The following is a 16,826-nucleotide window of genomic DNA, read 5'->3' as shown; positions in this document are numbered from 1 at the left end:
CGTCGCTGTGGCGGCGGCTTCAGGCAGTTGCGCTCGCGAACACGTAGTTCGTCATCGCGAGCACGCGTTGATACGTGCCGAGCGACTGGATGCCGAGCTGGTAATCGTCGTCGGCCGCGCCGAGTGCCGTGAACACCGGCAGCAAGTGTTCGTCGGTCGGATGCATCAGCGCCGCGTGCGGCGCTTGCCGGCGATAGTCGAGCAGCGCGTCGACATCGCGCGCGGCGAGCTTTGCCTCGAACCAATCGGTGAATTCCGCGACGCGCGGGTCCGCATCCTCCGGCGCCGCGCTGAAATCGGCCGCGCGCAGGTTGTGCGTGATCTGGCCCGAGCCGATCACCATCACGCCTTCGTCGCGCAGCGGCCGCAGCGCGCGGCCGAGCGCGAAGTGATGGGCGGCATCCGCGCGCGGCTGAATCGACAACTGAGCGACGGGCACGTCGGCTTCCGGGAACATCAGCAGCATCGGCACCCACGCGCCGTGGTCGAGGCCATGGTCGGTCGTCGCGGTGGCGATGCCGGCCGCGTTCAGCAGCGCGGCCGCCCGTTCGGCGACCTCGGGCGCGCCCGGCGCCGGGTACCGGATCTCGTACAGCGCGCGCGGAAAGCCGTAGAAGTCGTGAATCGTTTCAGGGTGCGCGGCCACGCTCGCGACCGGCTGCTGCGTGCCCCAGTGCGCGGACAGCATCAGCACCGCGCGCGGGCGCGGCAATTCGGCGCCGAGGTGCGTGAACGCGCCGGACGGCAGTGTCGGATCGATCGGCAGCGTCGGCGCGCCGTGGGACAGGTAAAGCGAGGGCAAGCGGTTCATGGTGGGAGCCTGCAAAGGGATTTGCCTGTGACTATAGACGCGCACTGGGTATTGATAAATCGACTTTGCGGAATTTGATTGAATCGCACATGTTGATAATGGAGCCGGGCTCGGGCCTGTGTGGCGAGCAGGGGCGCGGGAATGCGGGATCGAGCCGGAAGATGGCCGAATCGGCGAAGATGCATGAAAAACGGCGCCGAAGCGCCGTGTCAGAAGATTACGCGGTCGGCCGGATGCCGGCCCAGGGCGTCGTCATCGGTGCACTGAGTGCGAACAGATCCAGCACGCGCGTGACGGTCTGATCGACGAGCTCCTCGATCGTTTTCGGCATCGCGTAGAACGCCGGCAGCGGGGGAAACACGATGCCGCCCATTTCGGTCACGGCGGTCATGTTGCGCAGATGCGCGAGGTTGAACGGCGTTTCGCGCACCATCAGCACGAGGCGGCGGCGTTCCTTCAGCGTGACGTCGGCCGCGCGCGTGATCAGGTTGTCGGACAGCCCGTGCGCGACGCTCGCGAGCGTCTTCATCGAGCAGGGCGCGATTACCATTCCGTCGGTCGCGAACGAACCGGACGCGATGGTCGCGCCGACATCGCGCACCGAATGCACGACATCCGCCCGGCTTTCGACCTCCGCCTTGGGCAGCTTCAGTTCATGCTGGATATTGAGCCAGCCGGCGTTCGAAACCAGCAGGTGCGTTTCGACGCCGCCGGCGGCGCGCAGCATTTCGAGCAGCCGCACGCCGTAGATCGCGCCGGTGGCGCCGGTGATCGCGACGATCAGCCGGCGTGGCGGCGCGCTGGGAGATGCCATCGGAAAGAGGGCGGGTGTCGCGCCTTAAGCGGCGGCGAACAGCTGCTGCAGTTCGCCGGACTGGTACATCTCCATCATGATGTCCGAGCCGCCGATGAATTCGCCTTTCACGTACAGCTGCGGGATGGTCGGCCAGTTCGAGAATTCCTTGATGCCCTGGCGGATTTCGTCATCCTCGAGCACGTTGACCGTCTTGAACTGGTCGACGCCGCAGGCCTTCAGCACCTGCACGGCGCGGCCCGAGAAGCCGCACATCGGGAATTGCGCGTTGCCCTTCATGAAGAGCACGACCTGGTTTTCGTCGACGATTTGCTTGATTCGTTGTTGGGTGTCCATGACTGACCTTGCGTTTGCGGGGCGTTAGAACGAAATGATAGCGGATTTCAACCGGGCGAGCCGGCCATCAGCCGGGCCGGCGGCCGCCCGTCGTGCGTTCGATCGCGGCCAGATCGGCGAGCGATTCGACCGCGATGAAGCCGCGCGACACGAGCAATGCGCGCACCGCTTCGGCCTGGTCGTAGCCATGCTCGATCCATAGCGTGCCGCCGGGTTTCAGGTAGGCGCCGGCGCCGGCGACGATCGTGCGGATCGCGCTGAGGCCGTCGGCATCGTCGGTGAGCGCGCCGCGCGGCTCGAACCGCAGGTCGCCCTGCGCGAGGTGCGGATCGTGCTGCGCGATGTACGGCGGGTTGCTGACGATCGTGTCGAACGCGAGCGCCGGATCGAGCGCGGCGTACCAGTCGCTCTGCAGCCAGTGCAGCGGGCCGCCGGGGCGGCGCGCGTCGAGCAGCTTGTTCGCGTTGCGCTGCGCGACCTCGAGCGCGGCCGGAGAACGGTCGAGCGCCCATACGCGTGCATCGGGCCGTTCGGCGGCGATCGACACGGCGATCGCGCCGCTGCCGGTGCCCAGATCGAGCACGGCCGGATGCGGCCGCCCGTCGATCGCGTCGAGCGCGGCTTCGACGAGCAGTTCGGTTTCCGGGCGCGGGATCAGCACGTCGGGCGTCACGTCGAACGGCCGGCCGAAGAACTCGCGCATCCCGACGAGTTGCGCGACCGGCTCGCCGGCCGCGCGGCGCGCTTCGAGCGCGCGGTAGCGCGCGATCGCGGCCGGCTCGAGCGGCGCGTCGCCGCGCGTGATCAGCTGCGTGCGGGTCCAGCCGAGCGCGTGTGCGAGCAGCACGCGCGCATCGACCGGGTCGAGCGGCGACGCGCGCAGCAGTTCGTCGGCGGTGGTGTCGGGCATCGCGGCCTCAGTCAGTGTCGCCGAGCGACGCGAGCAGCTCGGCCTGGTGTTCGCTCACGAGCGCGCCGATCAGTTCGTCGAGATCGCCGTCCATCAACGCCTCGAGCCGGTACAGCGTCAGGTTGATCCGGTGGTCGGTCATCCGGCCCTGCGGGAAGTTGTACGTGCGGATCCGTTCGGAGCGGTCGCCCGAGCCGATCAGGCTCTTGCGCGTCGCCGCTTCCTTCGCGTGCTGCTCGTGATACTGCTTGTCCTTGATGCGCGCCGCGAGCACTTTCAGCGCGCGGTCCTTGTTCTTGTGCTGCGAACGGTCGTCCTGGCACTCGACGACGATCCCGGTCGGAATGTGCGTGACGCGCACCGCCGAATCGGTCTTGTTGATGTGCTGGCCGCCCGCGCCCGACGCACGGAACGTGTCGATCCGCAGGTCGGCCGGATTGATCTCGACCTCGCCGATCTCGTCGGCTTCCGGCATCACCGCGACCGTGCAGGCGGACGTGTGGATGCGCCCTTGCGTCTCGGTCGCCGGCACGCGTTGCACACGATGGCCGCCCGATTCGAACTTCAGGCGCGAGTACGCGCCCTGGCCGGCGATCCGCACGATCACTTCCTTGTAGCCGCCGAGATCCGACGGGCTTTCCGACATCATCTCGACCTGCCAGCGCTGGCGCTCCGCGTAACGCAGGTACATGCGCAGCAGATCGCCCGCGAACAGCGCGGATTCGTCGCCGCCGGTGCCGGCGCGGATTTCGAGGAAGATGTTGCGGTCGTCGTTCGGGTCCTTGGGCAGGAGCATCTTCTGCAGCTCGCCTTCGAGGCGAACCATGCGTTCGCGCGCGCTGCGAATCTCGTCTTCGGCGAAATCGCGCATCGATGCATCGGCGAGCAGTTCCTGCGCGGCCGTCTCGTCGCTGCGCGACTGGCGCCACAGCGCGTATTGCTCGACGACCGGGCCGAGTTCCGCGTGTTCGCGCGTCAGCTTGCGGTACTGGTCGAGGTCGGCCGTGACGTTTTCGCGGCTCAGCAGGTCGTTCAGTTCGGCCAGCCGGACAGACAGCTGGTCGAGCTTGCGTTGCATGCTCGTCTTCATGGTGTGGAGCGGCGCTCCCGGGCAAGGGTATTCGGAAAGGATAGGCCGGCGCGCGGCCGGCGGCAGGACAGACGGCCGGCGCTAGTGGCCGGACTGGTCGTTGGAGCGCGGCGCGTGCTGGTAGAAGCCGCGCATCAGTTCGATCAGCGAATCGCGATCGGCGCCGTTCACGCGGTTGAGCGCGCTCGTCGGGCCGTGGATCAGCTTGTTGGTGAGCGCCTGCGACAGCGCTTCGAGGACTGCCGCCGGGTCGTCGCCGCGCGCGAGCAGCTTTTGCGCCTTCTCGACTTCCGCGCGGCGCAGCGCGTCGGCCTGCGTATGCATGTGGCGAATCACCGGCACGACGCTGCGCGTGTCGAGCCACTGCATGAAATTCTGCACGCGCGTCTCGATGATCGCTTCGGCTTGCGCAACCGCGGCCTGGCGCGATGCATTGCCTTCGCGCACGATCGCGCCGAGATCGTCGACGGTGTACAGGAACACGTCCTTCAGCTTGCCGACTTCGGGCTCGATGTCGCGCGGTACCGCGAGATCGACCATGAAGATCGGCCGATGGCGGCGCGCCTTCACCGCGCGCTCGACCGCGCCGAGGCCGATGATCGGCAGCGTCGACGCGGTGCACGACACGATGATGTCGAATTCGTGCATGCGGGCGGGCAGGTCCGACAGCGGCATCGCGCGGCCGTTGAAGCGTTCGGCGAGCCGCTGGCCGCGTTCGGCCGTGCGGTTCGCGACGACGAGCTCGCGCGGGCTTTGCGCGGCGAAGTGCGTCGCGCAGAGCTCGATCATCTCGCCTGCGCCGATGAACAGCACGCGCTGATCCGCAACCTTTTCGAAGATGCGCTGCGCGAGGCGCACGGCCGCTGCGGCCATCGACACCGACTGCGCGCCGATCTCGGTCGTGCCGCGCACCTCCTTCGCGACCGCGAACGTGCGCTGGAACAGCTGGTTCAGGTAAGTGCCGAGCGCGCCGGCTTCCGTCGCCGTGCGCACCGCATCCTTCATCTGGCCCAGAATCTGCGTTTCGCCGAGCACCATCGAATCGAGGCCCGACGCGACGCGGAACGCGTGCCGAACCGCTTCCGACTGCGGCAGCGCATAGACGTGCGGCGCGAGTTCGTCGACCGGAATCCGGTGGTACTCCGACAGCCAGCGAATCGCTCCGTCGCGCGCGGCCCGATCATCGGTCGCGCAATAGAGTTCGGTGCGGTTGCAGGTGGAGAGGATCGCCGCTTCGGGCGCATTGGGCGCCTGGGGGCCAAGGAACACGTTCTTGAACGTGACGAGAGCCGGCTTGATTTGCTCGAGCGGAAACGCCACGCGTTCGCGCAGGGCGACAGGCGCAGTGTGGTGATTGATTCCGATCGTGAGGAGTTGCATATCGAGGGCTATCGTTTAGCCCCGTATTATAGCGTCTCGGTGATTTCCTCACTCGCCGCATACCGGGCATCAGCATGGCGGGGCCTCGAATTTGGGGGCTCGATCGGCACGCGGTCGAGCTGATAGCCGTAGCCGTAGAGCGGCAGAAGCCGGTAGCCACGCTCGGGGAGCAGCTGCAGCTTGCTGCGCAGCCGGGATGCGTGCGTGTCGAGCGTGCGCGACTTCATGTCGCGGTGGCGGGCCCAGACAGTTTCGAGGATATGGGCGCGCGACACGGGCCGGGACAGGTTCGCGAACAGTAGTTGCGCGAAGCGGAACTCCTTCGGCGTGAGCGCGACGACGGCGTCGCCGAAGCGCACGAGGCCGTGGGTCGCATCGAACGCATATTCTCCATACATTTCGCGCGTGCGATTCGGCGGGCGGCGCACGCCGGCGCGCCGGCTCAGCGCATTGACCCGTGCGAGCAGCTCGGGCCCGCTCACCGGGCGCACGAGGCAGTCGTCGGCGCCCGCGTGCAGGCACGACACGACTTCGCTTTCGCGCGGCAGTCGCATCACGGCGATGGCCGGCAGGCCCGGCAGGATCGCCTGCGCACGCGGAATGACTTCCTCGGCCGGTTGATCGCCGGCCCAGTTGCCGGTGATCAGCATGTCGCAGGTATCGGTGGCGAGCCACTCGAAGAACGCGGCGCTGGACGCAAACGCGTGGCACACGTGACCGCCGGCGAAGAGCAGGCGGTTCAGGAGCGCAGCATGACGTGCCTCCGGATCGATCAGGGCGATTCGCATGAGGATTTCTTCAATACGGCTGCCGGTGCGCGCTTGCCATAACGTCGGGTCGGCCCCTACACTCGAATGTTCGCGGCGCCCGGCTGGTCTCGGGTTCGATGGATGAATCGATGCTAGTCGCTGGCAACGTTCACGCCTATGGGACGAATCTGAATTTATAGAAGGCGTCGAATGAACTGGTTTGGAATCCTTGTCCTGGGAGCGGCCGTCGGGCTGTTCGGCCGGTGGCTGCATCCGATGCGGCGCACGGGCCGGCCGGCATGGTGGATCGCGGTACTCGTCGGCATCGCTGGCGCTGCCGCCGCGCGCATGGCCGGCAATCTCTCCGGACTGTTTTACGATGGCGAAACGCTCGAATGGCCGGTCTGCACCGGCGTCGCGTTCCTCGCCGTAGCCGTGACGGTCGCTGTGTCTGCCCGTCGCTGAAAGCCTCTCAGGTGAAATCATGAATGCCCGTCTCCCCGAAGTCTCGTCGGTGCCGGCCCGCCTCGCGCTGCTGCGCGGCGCGATGGTCCGCGAGGACCTGGCCGCCTATCTCGTGCCGTCCGCCGACCCGCACCTGTCCGAGTACCTGCCCGAACGCTGGCAGGCGCGCCGCTGGCTGTCCGGCTTCACCGGCTCGGTCGGCACGCTGGTCGTGACCGCGGATTTCGCGGGCTTGTGGGTCGACAGCCGTTACTGGGTCCAGGCCGAGGCGGAACTCGCCGGCACGGGCGTCCAGCTGATGAAGATGACGGGCGGGCAGCAAAGCGCGCCGCATGTCGACTGGCTCGCCCGGAACGTGCCGGCCGGCGAGACGGTCGGCGTCGACGGTGCCGTGCTCGGCGTCGCGGCGGCGCGTGCGCTGACGGCCGCGCTGAGCGCGCGCGGCATCGCGCTGCGCACCGATCTCGACCTGCTCGACGCGATCTGGCCGGAGCGCCCCGGGCTGCCGGGCGACGCGGTGTTCGAGCACGTCGCGCCGCAGGCCGACACGACGCGTGCGAGCAAGCTCGCCGAAGTCCGCCGTGCGATGCACGCGCAGGGCGCGCAATGGCATTTCGTGTCGACGCTCGACGATCTCGCGTGGCTGTTCAACCTGCGCGGCGCCGACGTCAACTTCAACCCGGTGTTCGTCGCGCACGCGATGATTGGCGCCGATCGCGCGACGCTGTTCGTCGCCGACGGCAAGGTGTCGCCGGCGCTGGCCGCATCGCTCGCGCGGGACGGCGTCGAGGTCCGCGCGTACGACGCCGCGCGCGCGGCGCTCGCGGCACTCCCTGACGGCGCGACGCTGCTGATCGACCCGCGCCGCGTGACGTTCGGCACGCTCGAGGCCGTGCCGGCCGGCGTGAAGCTGGTCGAGGCCGTGAACCCGTCGACGTTCGCGAAATCGCGCAAGACGTCCGCCGAGATCGAACACGTGCGCGTGACGATGGAGCACGACGGTGCCGCGCTCGCCGAATTCTTCGCGTGGTTCGAGCAGGCGGTGAACCGCGAGACGATCACCGAGCTGACGATCGACGAGCAGCTGACGGCCGCGCGCGCTCGGCGCCCCGGCTACGTGTCGCCGAGCTTCGCGACGATCGCCGGCTTCAACGCGAATGGCGCGATGCCGCACTATCGCGCGACGCCCGAGTCGCACGCGACGATCGCCGGCGACGGCCTGCTGCTCGTCGATTCGGGCGGCCAGTACACCACGGGCACGACCGACATCACGCGCGTCGTGCCGGTCGGCACGGTCAGCGATCTGCAACGCCGCGATTTCACGATCGTGCTGAAGTCGATGATGGCGCTGTCACGTGCGCGTTTCCCGCGCGGCATCCGCTCGCCGATGCTCGACGCGATCGCGCGCGCGCCGATGTGGGCGGCCGGGCTCGACTACGGCCACGGCACCGGCCACGGCGTCGGCTACTTCCTGAACGTGCACGAGGGCCCGCAGGTCATCTCGCACTACGCGCCGGCCGAGCCGTACACCGCGATGGAAGAGGGGATGATCACGTCGATCGAGCCGGGCGTGTACCGGCCCGGCAAATGGGGCATCCGGATCGAGAACCTGGTCGTGAACCGCGCGGCCGGGCAGACCGAGTTCGGCGACTTCCTCGCGTTCGAGACGCTGACGCTGTGTCCGATCGACACGCGCTGCGTGCTCGTCGAGATGCTGCACGAGGAAGAGCGTGCGTGGCTGAACACGTATCACGCGACCGTGCGCGAGCGCGTCGGCCGGCACGTGAGCGGCGATGCGAAGGCGTGGCTCGACGCGCGCACGCAGCCGATCTGACGCAACACGCAACACACGACACCGGCCGCCCGACGGCCGGGCCACGACAGAGAGGGCAACCGATGGCAGATACCGCAGTGATCGTGATCGACATGCAGCGCGGGCTGGTGCAGCGGGCGCGGCCCGCGTACCGGCTCGACGACGTCGTATCGGGCATCAACCGTCTGACCGCGGCGGCGCGCGCGGCGCACGCGCCCGTGTGCTTCGTGCAGCACGACGGCGACGCGGACGACGACATCGTGCCCGGCACGCCCGGCTGGGAATTGCATGAGGAACTGATCGTCGATCGTGCCGACTGGCGCATCCGCAAGCAGGTGAGCGATGCGTTCCACGAGACGCCGCTCGCCGCGCAACTCGACGGCAACGGCATTCGTTCGGTGCTGATCTGCGGCTATGCGACCGAGTTCTGCGTCGATTCGGCCGCGCGCCGCGCGGCGCTGCTCGGCTACCGGACGACCGTCGTGTCCGACCTGCACACGACGAACGAGCGCTCGCACCTGTCGGCCGCGCAGATCGTCGCGCATCATCACTTCGTGTGGGAAAACAATACGCTGTCGGGCAATTCCGTGACGCCGCGCCCGCTTGCCGACGTGCTCGCGACGGAGTTCGCATGACGATCAAGGCCGTGGTGTTCGATTTCGGCGGCGTGCTGATCGACTGGAGCCCCGAGTATCTGTACCGGCAACTGATTCCTGACGAAACCGAGCGCCGCTGGTTCCTCACGCACGTATGCGCGATGGACTGGGTGGTCCGACAGGACGGCGGGCAGACGATCGACGAAGGGACGAGCGAGCTCGTCGCGAAGTTTCCGGCGCACGAGGCGCTGATCCGCGCGTTCTACGCGCGCTGGCACGAGATGATCGGCGGCGTGCTCGACGACGGCGCCGCGCTCGTCGAGCGGCTCGACGCACAGGGAATGCCGCTCTTCGGGCTGACCAACTGGTCCGCGCAAACGTTTCCGTATGCGTGGGACAACTTCCCCGTGCTGCGGCGCTTCAAGGACATCGTCGTGTCGGGCCGCGTGAAGCTCGTCAAGCCCGATCCGGCGATCTACCGCGAGATGCATGCGCGGATCGATCCGCACGTGCCGGGCATCGCGCCGCACGAGCTCGTGTTCATCGACGACAACGCGAAGAACGCCGCAGCCGCGACGGCGCTCGGCTGGCATGGCATTCACCACACGAGCGCAGCGGCGACCGAGGCGCGCTTGCGCGAGCTGGGCGCGCTCGCATAGGCAGCGGCCGAACTATCGCCGGATGACGAAAGCGGGCCATGGGCCCGCTTTTTCGTTATGTCGGCCCGGCAGCCGTGGCGTTCGGCATCCGGCAACGCATGACCGCGTTGCCGGATGCGCGAGCCGCGCCGCTCAGCGGCTGATCGGCTTGTAGCGCAGGCGCTTCGGCTTCGCTGCTTCCTCGCCGAGGCGCGCACGCTTGTCGGCCTCGTATTCCTGGTAGTTGCCGTCGAAGAACGTGACCTGTGAATCGCCTTCGAACGCGAGGATGTGCGTCGCGATCCGGTCGAGGAACCAGCGATCGTGCGAGATCACCATCACCGAGCCCGCGAATTCGAGCAGCGCGTCTTCCAGTGCGCGCAGCGTTTCGACGTCGAGGTCGTTCGACGGTTCGTCGAGCAGCAGCACGTTGCCGCCGGAGATCAGCGTCTTCGCGAGATGCAGGCGCCCGCGTTCGCCGCCGGACAGATTGCCGACGATCTTCTGCTGGTCGCCACCCTTGAAGTTGAAGCGGCCGATGTACGCCCGCGACGGCGTTTCGTACTTGCCGACCGTCAGCACGTCGGCGCCGCCCGAGATTTCCTCGAACACCGTCTTCGAGCCGTCGAGCGCGTCGCGGCTCTGGTCGACGTACGCGAGCTTCACGGTCGGGCCCATCACGACTTCGCCCGAATCCGGCTGTTCCTTGCCGGTCAGCATCTTGAACAGCGTCGACTTGCCGGCGCCGTTCGGGCCGATGATGCCGACGATCGCGCCGGCCGGGATCTTGAAGCTCAGGTTGTCGATCAGCAGACGGTCGCCGAACGATTTGCTGACGTTCTTGAACTCGATCACTTCATTGCCGAGGCGATCGCCGACCGGAATGAAGATTTCCTGCGTTTCGTTGCGCTTCTGGTATTCTTGGCTGTTCAGCTCCTCGAAGCGCGCGATACGCGCCTTCGACTTCGCCTGGCGGCCCTTCGGGTTCTGGCGTACCCACTCCAGTTCCTTCTTGATCGCCTTCTGGCGGGCCGATTCGGCTGCCTCTTCCTGCTTCAGGCGCTCTTCCTTCTGGTCGAGCCAGCTGCTGTAGTTGCCCTTCCACGGAATGCCGTGGCCGCGGTCGAGCTCGAGAATCCACTCGGCCGCGTTGTCGAGGAAGTAGCGATCGTGCGTAACGGCGACGACGGTGCCGGGGAAGCGCACCAGGAACTGCTCGAGCCAGTCGACCGATTCGGCGTCGAGGTGGTTGGTCGGTTCGTCGAGCAGCAGCATGTCCGGCTTCTCGAGCAGCAGCTTGCACAGCGCGACGCGGCGCTTTTCGCCGCCCGACAGGTGCTCGATCTTCGCGTCCCACGGCGGCAGGCGCAACGCATCGGCGGCCACTTCGAGCTGCTGCTCGGGGCTGCCGCCGTCGCTCGACGCGAGGATCGCTTCGTACTTCGCCTGCTCGGCCGCGAGTGCGTCGAAGTCGGCGTCCGGTTCCGCATACGCGGCGTAGATTTCCTCGAGCTTCTTGTTCGCCTGGAACAGGTCGCCGAGGCCTTCCTCGACGGCTTCGCGCACCGTCTTCGTCGGATCGAGCTGCGGTTCCTGCGGCAGGTAGCCGATGTTCAGGTTCGGCATCGGCGTCGCTTCGCCTTCGATGTCCTTGTCGACGCCCGCCATGATGCGGATCAGCGTCGACTTGCCCGAGCCGTTCAGGCCGAGCACGCCGATCTTCGCGCCGGGAAAGAACGACAGCGAGATGTCCTTCAGGATCTGGCGCTTGGGCGGCACGATCTTGCCGACCCGGTTCATCGTGAAAACGTATTGGGCCATGTGGATGTGAAACTCAGAAAGGGTTGAGACTGCCGCGCAGCGCATCGGCGTGCGTGGCGTCGGGTGATTCGGTACGGGGCGTGCCGCGCGGGGCGCGGCGGTGTCGCCGCGGGTTGGCGGCGCGAGCGCGTATTGTACTTCGCCGCCGGCTGCGGCAGGCACCGCGCAGGCCATTCGGCCGACCCGCGTTCACAGCCACGCGGCGACGCCGCCGTGTCCCGAGCAGGTACCGCGCCGATGCCGGCTGAAGCTGTACGTGCCGTCGCGGCAGCGCGCGCTCGCGCCGTCGGGCACGCGGCCCGATTTCGAATGCGCCGGCGCATGGACGGTGTCGCCGTCGCGATTGCGGTACGTGTCGTGCCGGTCGAGGTCGGCTTCGCTGCCGTATCCGGGCGACGCGCGATACGCGTGTGCCGCGGGCGGCAGGGCGGCGCACGCGACGAACAGCGCGGCCGACAGGCTCGCGATGCGCGTCAGGCGTCGCAACAGGGCAGGCATGGTCTCTCTCCGGATGTCGTTGTCGGTTGCGCGACGCATGTTAGCCGATCGGCCGACGATCGTTGCCGCCGCCCGGCGGGGCAGCGACGCTACGTCGCGCCCGTCATCGATGCCGCTCCATCGGCTTGTGCGGCTTCGAGAATCCATCGACGGAACGCGGCGACTTTCGCGCGTTCCGCATGATGCGGCGGATAGACGAGGTAGTACGCGAAATCGTCGAGCCAGGCGGCGTCGGCAAGCTGGACGAGCCGCCCGCTCGCGAGCTCGCGGCGCACCATCGCCGCCGGCAGCAGGCCGGCGCCCTGGCCGGCGAGGATCGCCTGCAGCAACAGCCCGGAATCGTCGAACGCGGGGCCGCGCGGCGGACCGAAATCAGCGATTCGCTGCGCGTCGAACCAGATGTGCCAGCCCTTGCGCTCGGCGTCGTGCAGATGCGGCCATCCGGCCAGGTCGGCGGGGGTCGCCGGCATCCCGAGCCGCGCGACGAGGGCCGGCGCCGCGAGCGCGACGATCTCCACGGTCAACAGGCGCTCGCTGCATAGCCCGATGTAGCGGCCGAGACCGTGACGGATCGCGACGTCGACGCCGTCGCGCGAGAAATCGGCGAGCGCGTGGCTCGTGACGATCTGCAGGTCGATGTCCGGGCACGCGTCGCGGAATTGCGCGAGGCGCGGCACGAGCCACGCGGACGCAAAAAAGGGTGTGACGCTCACGATCAACGCGCCGCTGTCGGCGGCGCCCGCCACGCGCTGCGACGCGTCGGCGATCTGCCGGAACGCGTTGCGCACGGGCGGCAGGTAATCGCGGCCCGCCGCCGTCAGCAGAATCCCGCGATTCACGCGCTCGAACAACTGTACGCCGAGGTGCGTCTCGAGCGTGCGGATCATCTGGCTCACAGCGCCCGGCGTGACCGACAGCTCCTCGGCCGCCGATTTCACCGACAAGTGGCGGGCGGCCGCCTCGAACGCACGCAACGCGTTCAGCGGGGGCAGGCGGGAACGGATCATTGAGTTTTTCTAAAGCGAAACGCCGACGAAATATCGTTTGAGGCGACGAGCATGCACGAGTACCGTTGTTGCATTGGATCGTAGCGTCGTCATCGTGTTTTGCGGTGTCGATGCAATCAACATAGTTCAACTATATCCATGAGGCAATTCGGGCGCCATGCGGTGTCCGGCGGAACCTGAGAGGAGGATCGTCATGAACGGCCCGCGCGCATCGCGCGTCTTCTACGGCTGGTACGTGGTGGCGGCCGCGTTCGCCGTCACGTTCGTCGGCTTCGGCAGCGCATATACGTTCAGCGCGTTCGTCGAATCGCTGCAGCGGGATTTCGCCGCGTCGCGCGGGCAGATCTCGCTCGTGTTCTCGCTCGCCGGCTTCCTGTATTTCGGCTTCGGCATCGTCAGCGGCCCGCTTGCCGATCGCTTCGGCTCCCGGCGGCTCGCCGTCGCGGGCATGTTGCTGACCGCCGCGGGCCTCGCGGCGGCCGGTGCCGCGCATACGCTGCTGCAGGTCTATGTCGCGTACGGGCTCGGTGTCGGCTTGGGCGTCGGCTGCGCGTATGTGCCGGCCGTCGGGGCCGTGCAACGCTGGTTCGTGCGGCGCCGTGGCTTCGCGTCGGGGCTCGCGGTCGCGGGGATCGGCGTCGGCACGCTCGTGATGCCGCCGCTCGCCTCCGCGCTGATCGCGCACGCCGGCTGGCGCGGCGCGTACGTCGCGCTCGCGGCGATCGCGGTGGTGGTGGGCGCCGGCATGTCGCTGCTGATCGAGAACGATCCGCGCGGGCGTGGATTACTGCCCGACGGCGATGTGGCACGTGCGAAATCGGGCGACGGACAGCCGGGTAACACTTCATCGGTGCCAGCCGGGGCGACGGTGCGCGAAGCCGTGACGTCGCGGCCGTTCGCGAGCCTGTATGCGGCATGCCTCGTCTGCTCGTTCGGCGTATTCGTGCCGTTCGTGCATCTCGTACCGTACGCGCTCGATCACGGCGTTGCGCAGTCGACGGCCGTGCTGCTGCTCGGCGCGATCGGCGTCGGCAGCACGGCAGGGCGCTTCTTCCTCGGCGGCCTCGCCGACCGCTTCGGCCGCCGCGCATCGCTGCTCGCGATGTTCGCCGGCATGGCGGCCGCGCTTGTCGCGTGGGCCGGTGCCGGAAGCGTCGCGACGCTCGCCGCGTTCGCACTCGTATTCGGCGTGTTTTACGGCGGCTGGGTCGCCGTCTTGCCGGCCGTCGTGATGGACTACTTCGGCGGCCGCAACGTGAGCGCGATAATCGGCATCCTGTACACGAGCGTCGCGTTCGGCACGCTGGTCGGGCCTGCCGCCGCCGGTTTCGTTTACGACGCGGGTGGCGGCTATCTCATGCCGATCCTGGCCAGTGCCGCCGCGAATGCGATCGCGTTCGCGATCGTTGCCACCACCGGCCGCGCGCCGGTTGCGGCACGCGCGGCCGGCCGCTAGGGATCCGTCGCCCGGCCAGGCGTCATCCGCGATTTCCGCTACGGTGGCCGCGACATCGATCATCGACCGGCGGAGGCGCATCGTGACATTCGACGAAGTTCGGCAGATCGTGCTGGCATGGCGGGGTGTCGAGGAAGGCACGTCGTACGGCACGCCCGCATTCAAGGTGAAGGGCAAGATGCTCGCGCGCCTGCGTGAGGACGGCGACACGCTCGTCGTGAAGGGCGTCGGCCCCGACGAGCGCGCGTGGCTGATCGAATCGGAGCCCGACGTGTATTACGTGACCGACCACTATGCGGGCTGGCCGATCGTGCTGGTGCGCTTGTCGGCCGCGCATCCCGACGCCGTGAAAAACCTGCTTCTGCGAGAATGGCGCGCGATCGTGCCGGCCAAATGGCGCGACGCGGGGCCGGGCGGCGCGAACTGAGCATCCGGCTCGGCACGCGCGCGGCGCGCACGCGCTTTGGCGGAATGCATCCGTCGTGAGGTCGCAGTGCATGTCTCGCCACGCGGGGCCCGCTCCGGCACCCCGCAAGCGAACCCCGAAACCGGACCATGCGTTGCATCGATCCGCGTCGATGCAACAAGTGGTTCCCTCGAAATTCTTCAATTGGTTCTTAGTCGCGAACCGTTTGATGCTTACACTCCTTCGCTTCGAAGGCGGCTGACCGACAGCCGACGGAAAAGGGCGCACGCGATGCGCCGGCGCCCCGTGTGCCGCATCGCACCCGCAGCTTCGCAGACTGCGTCGCGCACCGACCGTAACAGGCCCGATCCGCTGTCTGCCCGCATGCCGCGCATGCGCGACGGGCTGCCGGATCCAATAACGACAACTTCCGCGCCGCCTTCACGCGACACCCGGTCATATCGGAACCGTTTTTTGGAGAGAGACACATGAGTGGAAGCAAGACAGGCCTCGGCACGGGTCTGAAGCAGCGTCACGTGACGATGATGTCGATTGCCGGCGTCATCGGCGCCGGCTTGTTCGTCGGCTCCGGCCACGCGATCGCGGAGGCCGGCCCGGCTTCGATCCTCGCGTATGCGATCGCGGGCGTCCTGGTCGTGCTGGTGATGCGCATGCTCGGCGAGATGGCCGTCGCGCATCCGGACAGCGGTTCGTTCTCGACTTATGCCGATCGCGCGATCGGCCACTGGGCCGGCTTCACCATCGGCTGGCTGTACTGGTGGTTCTGGGTGCTCGTGATCCCGATCGAGGCGACCGCCGCCGCCACCATTCTCAACGCGTGGTTCCCGGGCATCGCAACCTGGATCTTCGCGCTCGGCATCACGTTGCTGCTGACGATCACCAACCTCTTCTCGGTGAAGAACTACGGCGAATTCGAGTTCTGGTTCGCGCTGATCAAGGTGGTCGCGATCGTCGTGTTCCTGTGCATCGGCGGCGCGGCGATCGTCGGTATCGTGCCCGCGCCGGCCGTCTCGGGCGTGTCGAACCTGTTCGCGCACCAGGGCTTCATGCCGAACGGCGCCGGCGCGGTGCTCGCCGCGATGCTGACGACGATGTTCTCGTTCCTCGGCACCGAGATCGTGACGATCGCGGCCGCCGAGTCGGACAATCCGCAACGCCAGATCGTGCGTGCGACCAACTCCGTCATCTGGCGTATCACGCTGTTCTATCTCGGCTCGATCCTCGTCGTCGCGGCCATCGTGCCGTGGAACGATCCGCTGCTGCCGAAGCACGGCTCGTATCAGCGCGCGATGGAACTGATCGGGGTGCCGAACGCGAAGGCCATCATCGACGTGATCGTGCTCGTGTCGGTCGCGAGCTGCCTGAACTCCGCGCTCTACACCGCGTCGCGGATGCTGTTCTCGCTGTCGAAGCGCAAGGATGCGCCCGCGTTCCTGCACGGCACCGATTCGACGGGCACGCCGCGAGCGGCCGTGCTCGCGTCGACCGCATTCGGTTTCCTGACCGTGATCGCGAACTACCTGATGCCGGAGCAGGTATTCGGCTTCCTGTTGGCGACCTCGGGCGCAATCGCGTTGCTGGTGTATCTGGTGATCGCGATCTCGCAGCTGCGCATGCGCAAGACGCTCGAATCGAGCGGCGCGGACCTGACGCTGCGGATGTGGCTGTTCCCGTGGCTCACATGGGCGGTGATCCTGTTCATCTGCGGTACGCTGACCGTGATGTTCGTGAGCGAGGAGCACCGGATGGAAGTGGCGGCGACGGCCGTGCTTGCGCTGCTCGTGCTGTTCGCTTCGTGGCTGAACAAGCGCGGTCGCGACGCGCGGGCAGGCGCGGGGCGGCGGGTGTCGGCGACGTGATGACGTGACGATCCGAAGGCGGGCGGCGAGCCCGTCTTTGGCCGACAGGCAAGTCCGTGAATGAAAAATGGGCCGATCGACATTCGCCGATCGGCCCATTTGTTTTTGATGCCGAATGCGCATCATGCGATGCCGAGCGTATCGCACGGCATCGGC

General features: G+C 67.6%; 17 protein-coding genes. 7 read left to right on the top strand and 10 right to left on the bottom strand.

The annotated features are described in order from the left end of the window. Positions 1 to 19 precede the first annotated feature (19 nt). From HW466_RS24100 to HW466_RS24070, 7 genes are all read right to left on the bottom strand, one after another. Positions 20 to 811: a DODA-type extradiol aromatic ring-opening family dioxygenase gene (locus HW466_RS24100; RefSeq protein WP_151005103.1), complete on the bottom strand. Its 792-nt coding sequence runs from the start codon at positions 809 to 811 to the stop codon at positions 20 to 22. 217 nt (positions 812 to 1,028) lie between these two features. Continuing rightward, positions 1,029 to 1,625 carry a UbiX family flavin prenyltransferase gene (locus HW466_RS24095; protein ID WP_059504692.1) on the bottom strand — a complete coding sequence of 199 codons (597 nt, stop codon included), beginning with the start codon at positions 1,623 to 1,625 and terminating at the stop codon, positions 1,029 to 1,031. 24 nt (positions 1,626 to 1,649) lie between these two features. Further along, positions 1,650 to 1,961, bottom strand: a complete 312-nt coding sequence (grxD, locus tag HW466_RS24090; RefSeq protein WP_011883132.1) for a Grx4 family monothiol glutaredoxin — start codon at positions 1,959 to 1,961, stop codon at positions 1,650 to 1,652. Between the two features lie 67 nt (positions 1,962 to 2,028). Beyond that, positions 2,029 to 2,871, bottom strand: coding sequence for a peptide chain release factor N(5)-glutamine methyltransferase (prmC, locus tag HW466_RS24085; RefSeq protein WP_059449761.1), 843 nt, complete (start codon positions 2,869 to 2,871; stop codon positions 2,029 to 2,031). Positions 2,872 to 2,878: 7 nt separating this feature from the next. Next, a complete protein-coding gene (gene prfA / locus HW466_RS24080) occupies positions 2,879 to 3,961 on the bottom strand; it encodes a peptide chain release factor 1 (protein ID WP_059449760.1) in 1,083 nt (360 codons plus the stop codon). Between the two features lie 81 nt (positions 3,962 to 4,042). Continuing rightward, entirely contained in the window at positions 4,043 to 5,341 is a 1,299-nt protein-coding gene (gene hemA / locus HW466_RS24075; protein ID WP_059449759.1) for a glutamyl-tRNA reductase, read from the bottom strand. A 26-nt stretch (positions 5,342 to 5,367) separates the two neighbouring features. Next, the gene (locus tag HW466_RS24070) at positions 5,368 to 6,129 is read right to left on the bottom strand and encodes a response regulator transcription factor (protein ID WP_059504695.1); all 762 of its coding nucleotides are present in this window, start codon (positions 6,127 to 6,129) and stop codon (positions 5,368 to 5,370) included. Between the two features lie 171 nt (positions 6,130 to 6,300). Here HW466_RS24070 and HW466_RS24065 point away from each other — a divergent pair, with 171 nt between their 5' ends. From HW466_RS24065 to HW466_RS24050, 4 genes are all read left to right on the top strand, one after another. Continuing rightward, positions 6,301 to 6,555: a hypothetical protein gene (locus HW466_RS24065; protein ID WP_059449757.1), complete on the top strand. Its 255-nt coding sequence runs from the start codon at positions 6,301 to 6,303 to the stop codon at positions 6,553 to 6,555. A gap of 19 nt (positions 6,556 to 6,574) precedes the next feature. Next, positions 6,575 to 8,389, top strand: a complete 1,815-nt coding sequence (locus HW466_RS24060; RefSeq protein WP_059504697.1) for an aminopeptidase P family protein — start codon at positions 6,575 to 6,577, stop codon at positions 8,387 to 8,389. A 62-nt stretch (positions 8,390 to 8,451) separates the two neighbouring features. Next, the gene (locus HW466_RS24055) at positions 8,452 to 9,003 is read left to right on the top strand and encodes a cysteine hydrolase family protein (RefSeq protein WP_060348847.1); all 552 of its coding nucleotides are present in this window, start codon (positions 8,452 to 8,454) and stop codon (positions 9,001 to 9,003) included. Continuing rightward, positions 9,000 to 9,623 (top strand): HAD family hydrolase, encoded by a 624-nt coding sequence (locus HW466_RS24050; protein WP_059504702.1) that lies wholly within the window; start codon positions 9,000 to 9,002, stop codon positions 9,621 to 9,623. The genes HW466_RS24055 and HW466_RS24050 overlap by 4 nt, the downstream gene beginning before the upstream one ends. 132 nt (positions 9,624 to 9,755) lie before the next feature. Here the strand turns inward: HW466_RS24050 and ettA are convergent, their stop codons facing one another. The 3 genes from ettA to gcvA all read right to left on the bottom strand — a co-directional run bounded on the left by ettA (position 9,756) and on the right by gcvA (position 12,928). Next, complete coding sequence (ettA, locus tag HW466_RS24045; RefSeq protein WP_059504704.1) at positions 9,756 to 11,423, bottom strand: energy-dependent translational throttle protein EttA; 1,668 nt, start codon at positions 11,421 to 11,423, stop codon at positions 9,756 to 9,758. A gap of 189 nt (positions 11,424 to 11,612) precedes the next feature. Beyond that, positions 11,613 to 11,921, bottom strand: coding sequence for a DUF3761 domain-containing protein (locus tag HW466_RS24040; protein WP_060348846.1), 309 nt, complete (start codon positions 11,919 to 11,921; stop codon positions 11,613 to 11,615). 89 nt (positions 11,922 to 12,010) lie between these two features. Beyond that, positions 12,011 to 12,928, bottom strand: coding sequence for a transcriptional regulator GcvA (gcvA, locus tag HW466_RS24035; RefSeq protein ID WP_151005997.1), 918 nt, complete (start codon positions 12,926 to 12,928; stop codon positions 12,011 to 12,013). A gap of 193 nt (positions 12,929 to 13,121) precedes the next feature. Between gcvA and HW466_RS24030 the strand changes: the two genes are divergently transcribed. The 3 genes from HW466_RS24030 (at position 13,122) to gabP (ending at position 16,670) form a co-directional block, all read left to right on the top strand. Then, positions 13,122 to 14,384, top strand: a complete 1,263-nt coding sequence (locus HW466_RS24030; RefSeq protein ID WP_059771552.1) for an MFS transporter — start codon at positions 13,122 to 13,124, stop codon at positions 14,382 to 14,384. A gap of 82 nt (positions 14,385 to 14,466) precedes the next feature. After that, entirely contained in the window at positions 14,467 to 14,811 is a 345-nt protein-coding gene (locus HW466_RS24025; protein WP_059449848.1) for an MmcQ/YjbR family DNA-binding protein, read from the top strand. Positions 14,812 to 15,278: 467 nt separating this feature from the next. Next, a complete protein-coding gene (gabP, locus tag HW466_RS24020; protein ID WP_059545088.1) occupies positions 15,279 to 16,670 on the top strand; it encodes a GABA permease in 1,392 nt (463 codons plus the stop codon). The last annotated feature ends 156 nt before the right edge of the window (positions 16,671 to 16,826 follow it).

Origin of the sequence: Burkholderia territorii, from assembly GCF_902833055.1 — a bacterium.
In the GTDB taxonomy this organism is placed as follows: domain Bacteria; phylum Pseudomonadota; class Gammaproteobacteria; order Burkholderiales; family Burkholderiaceae; genus Burkholderia; species Burkholderia territorii.
The sequence above is the reverse complement of the archived record's forward strand: the minus strand, read 5'-3'. Positions and strand labels throughout refer to the sequence as shown.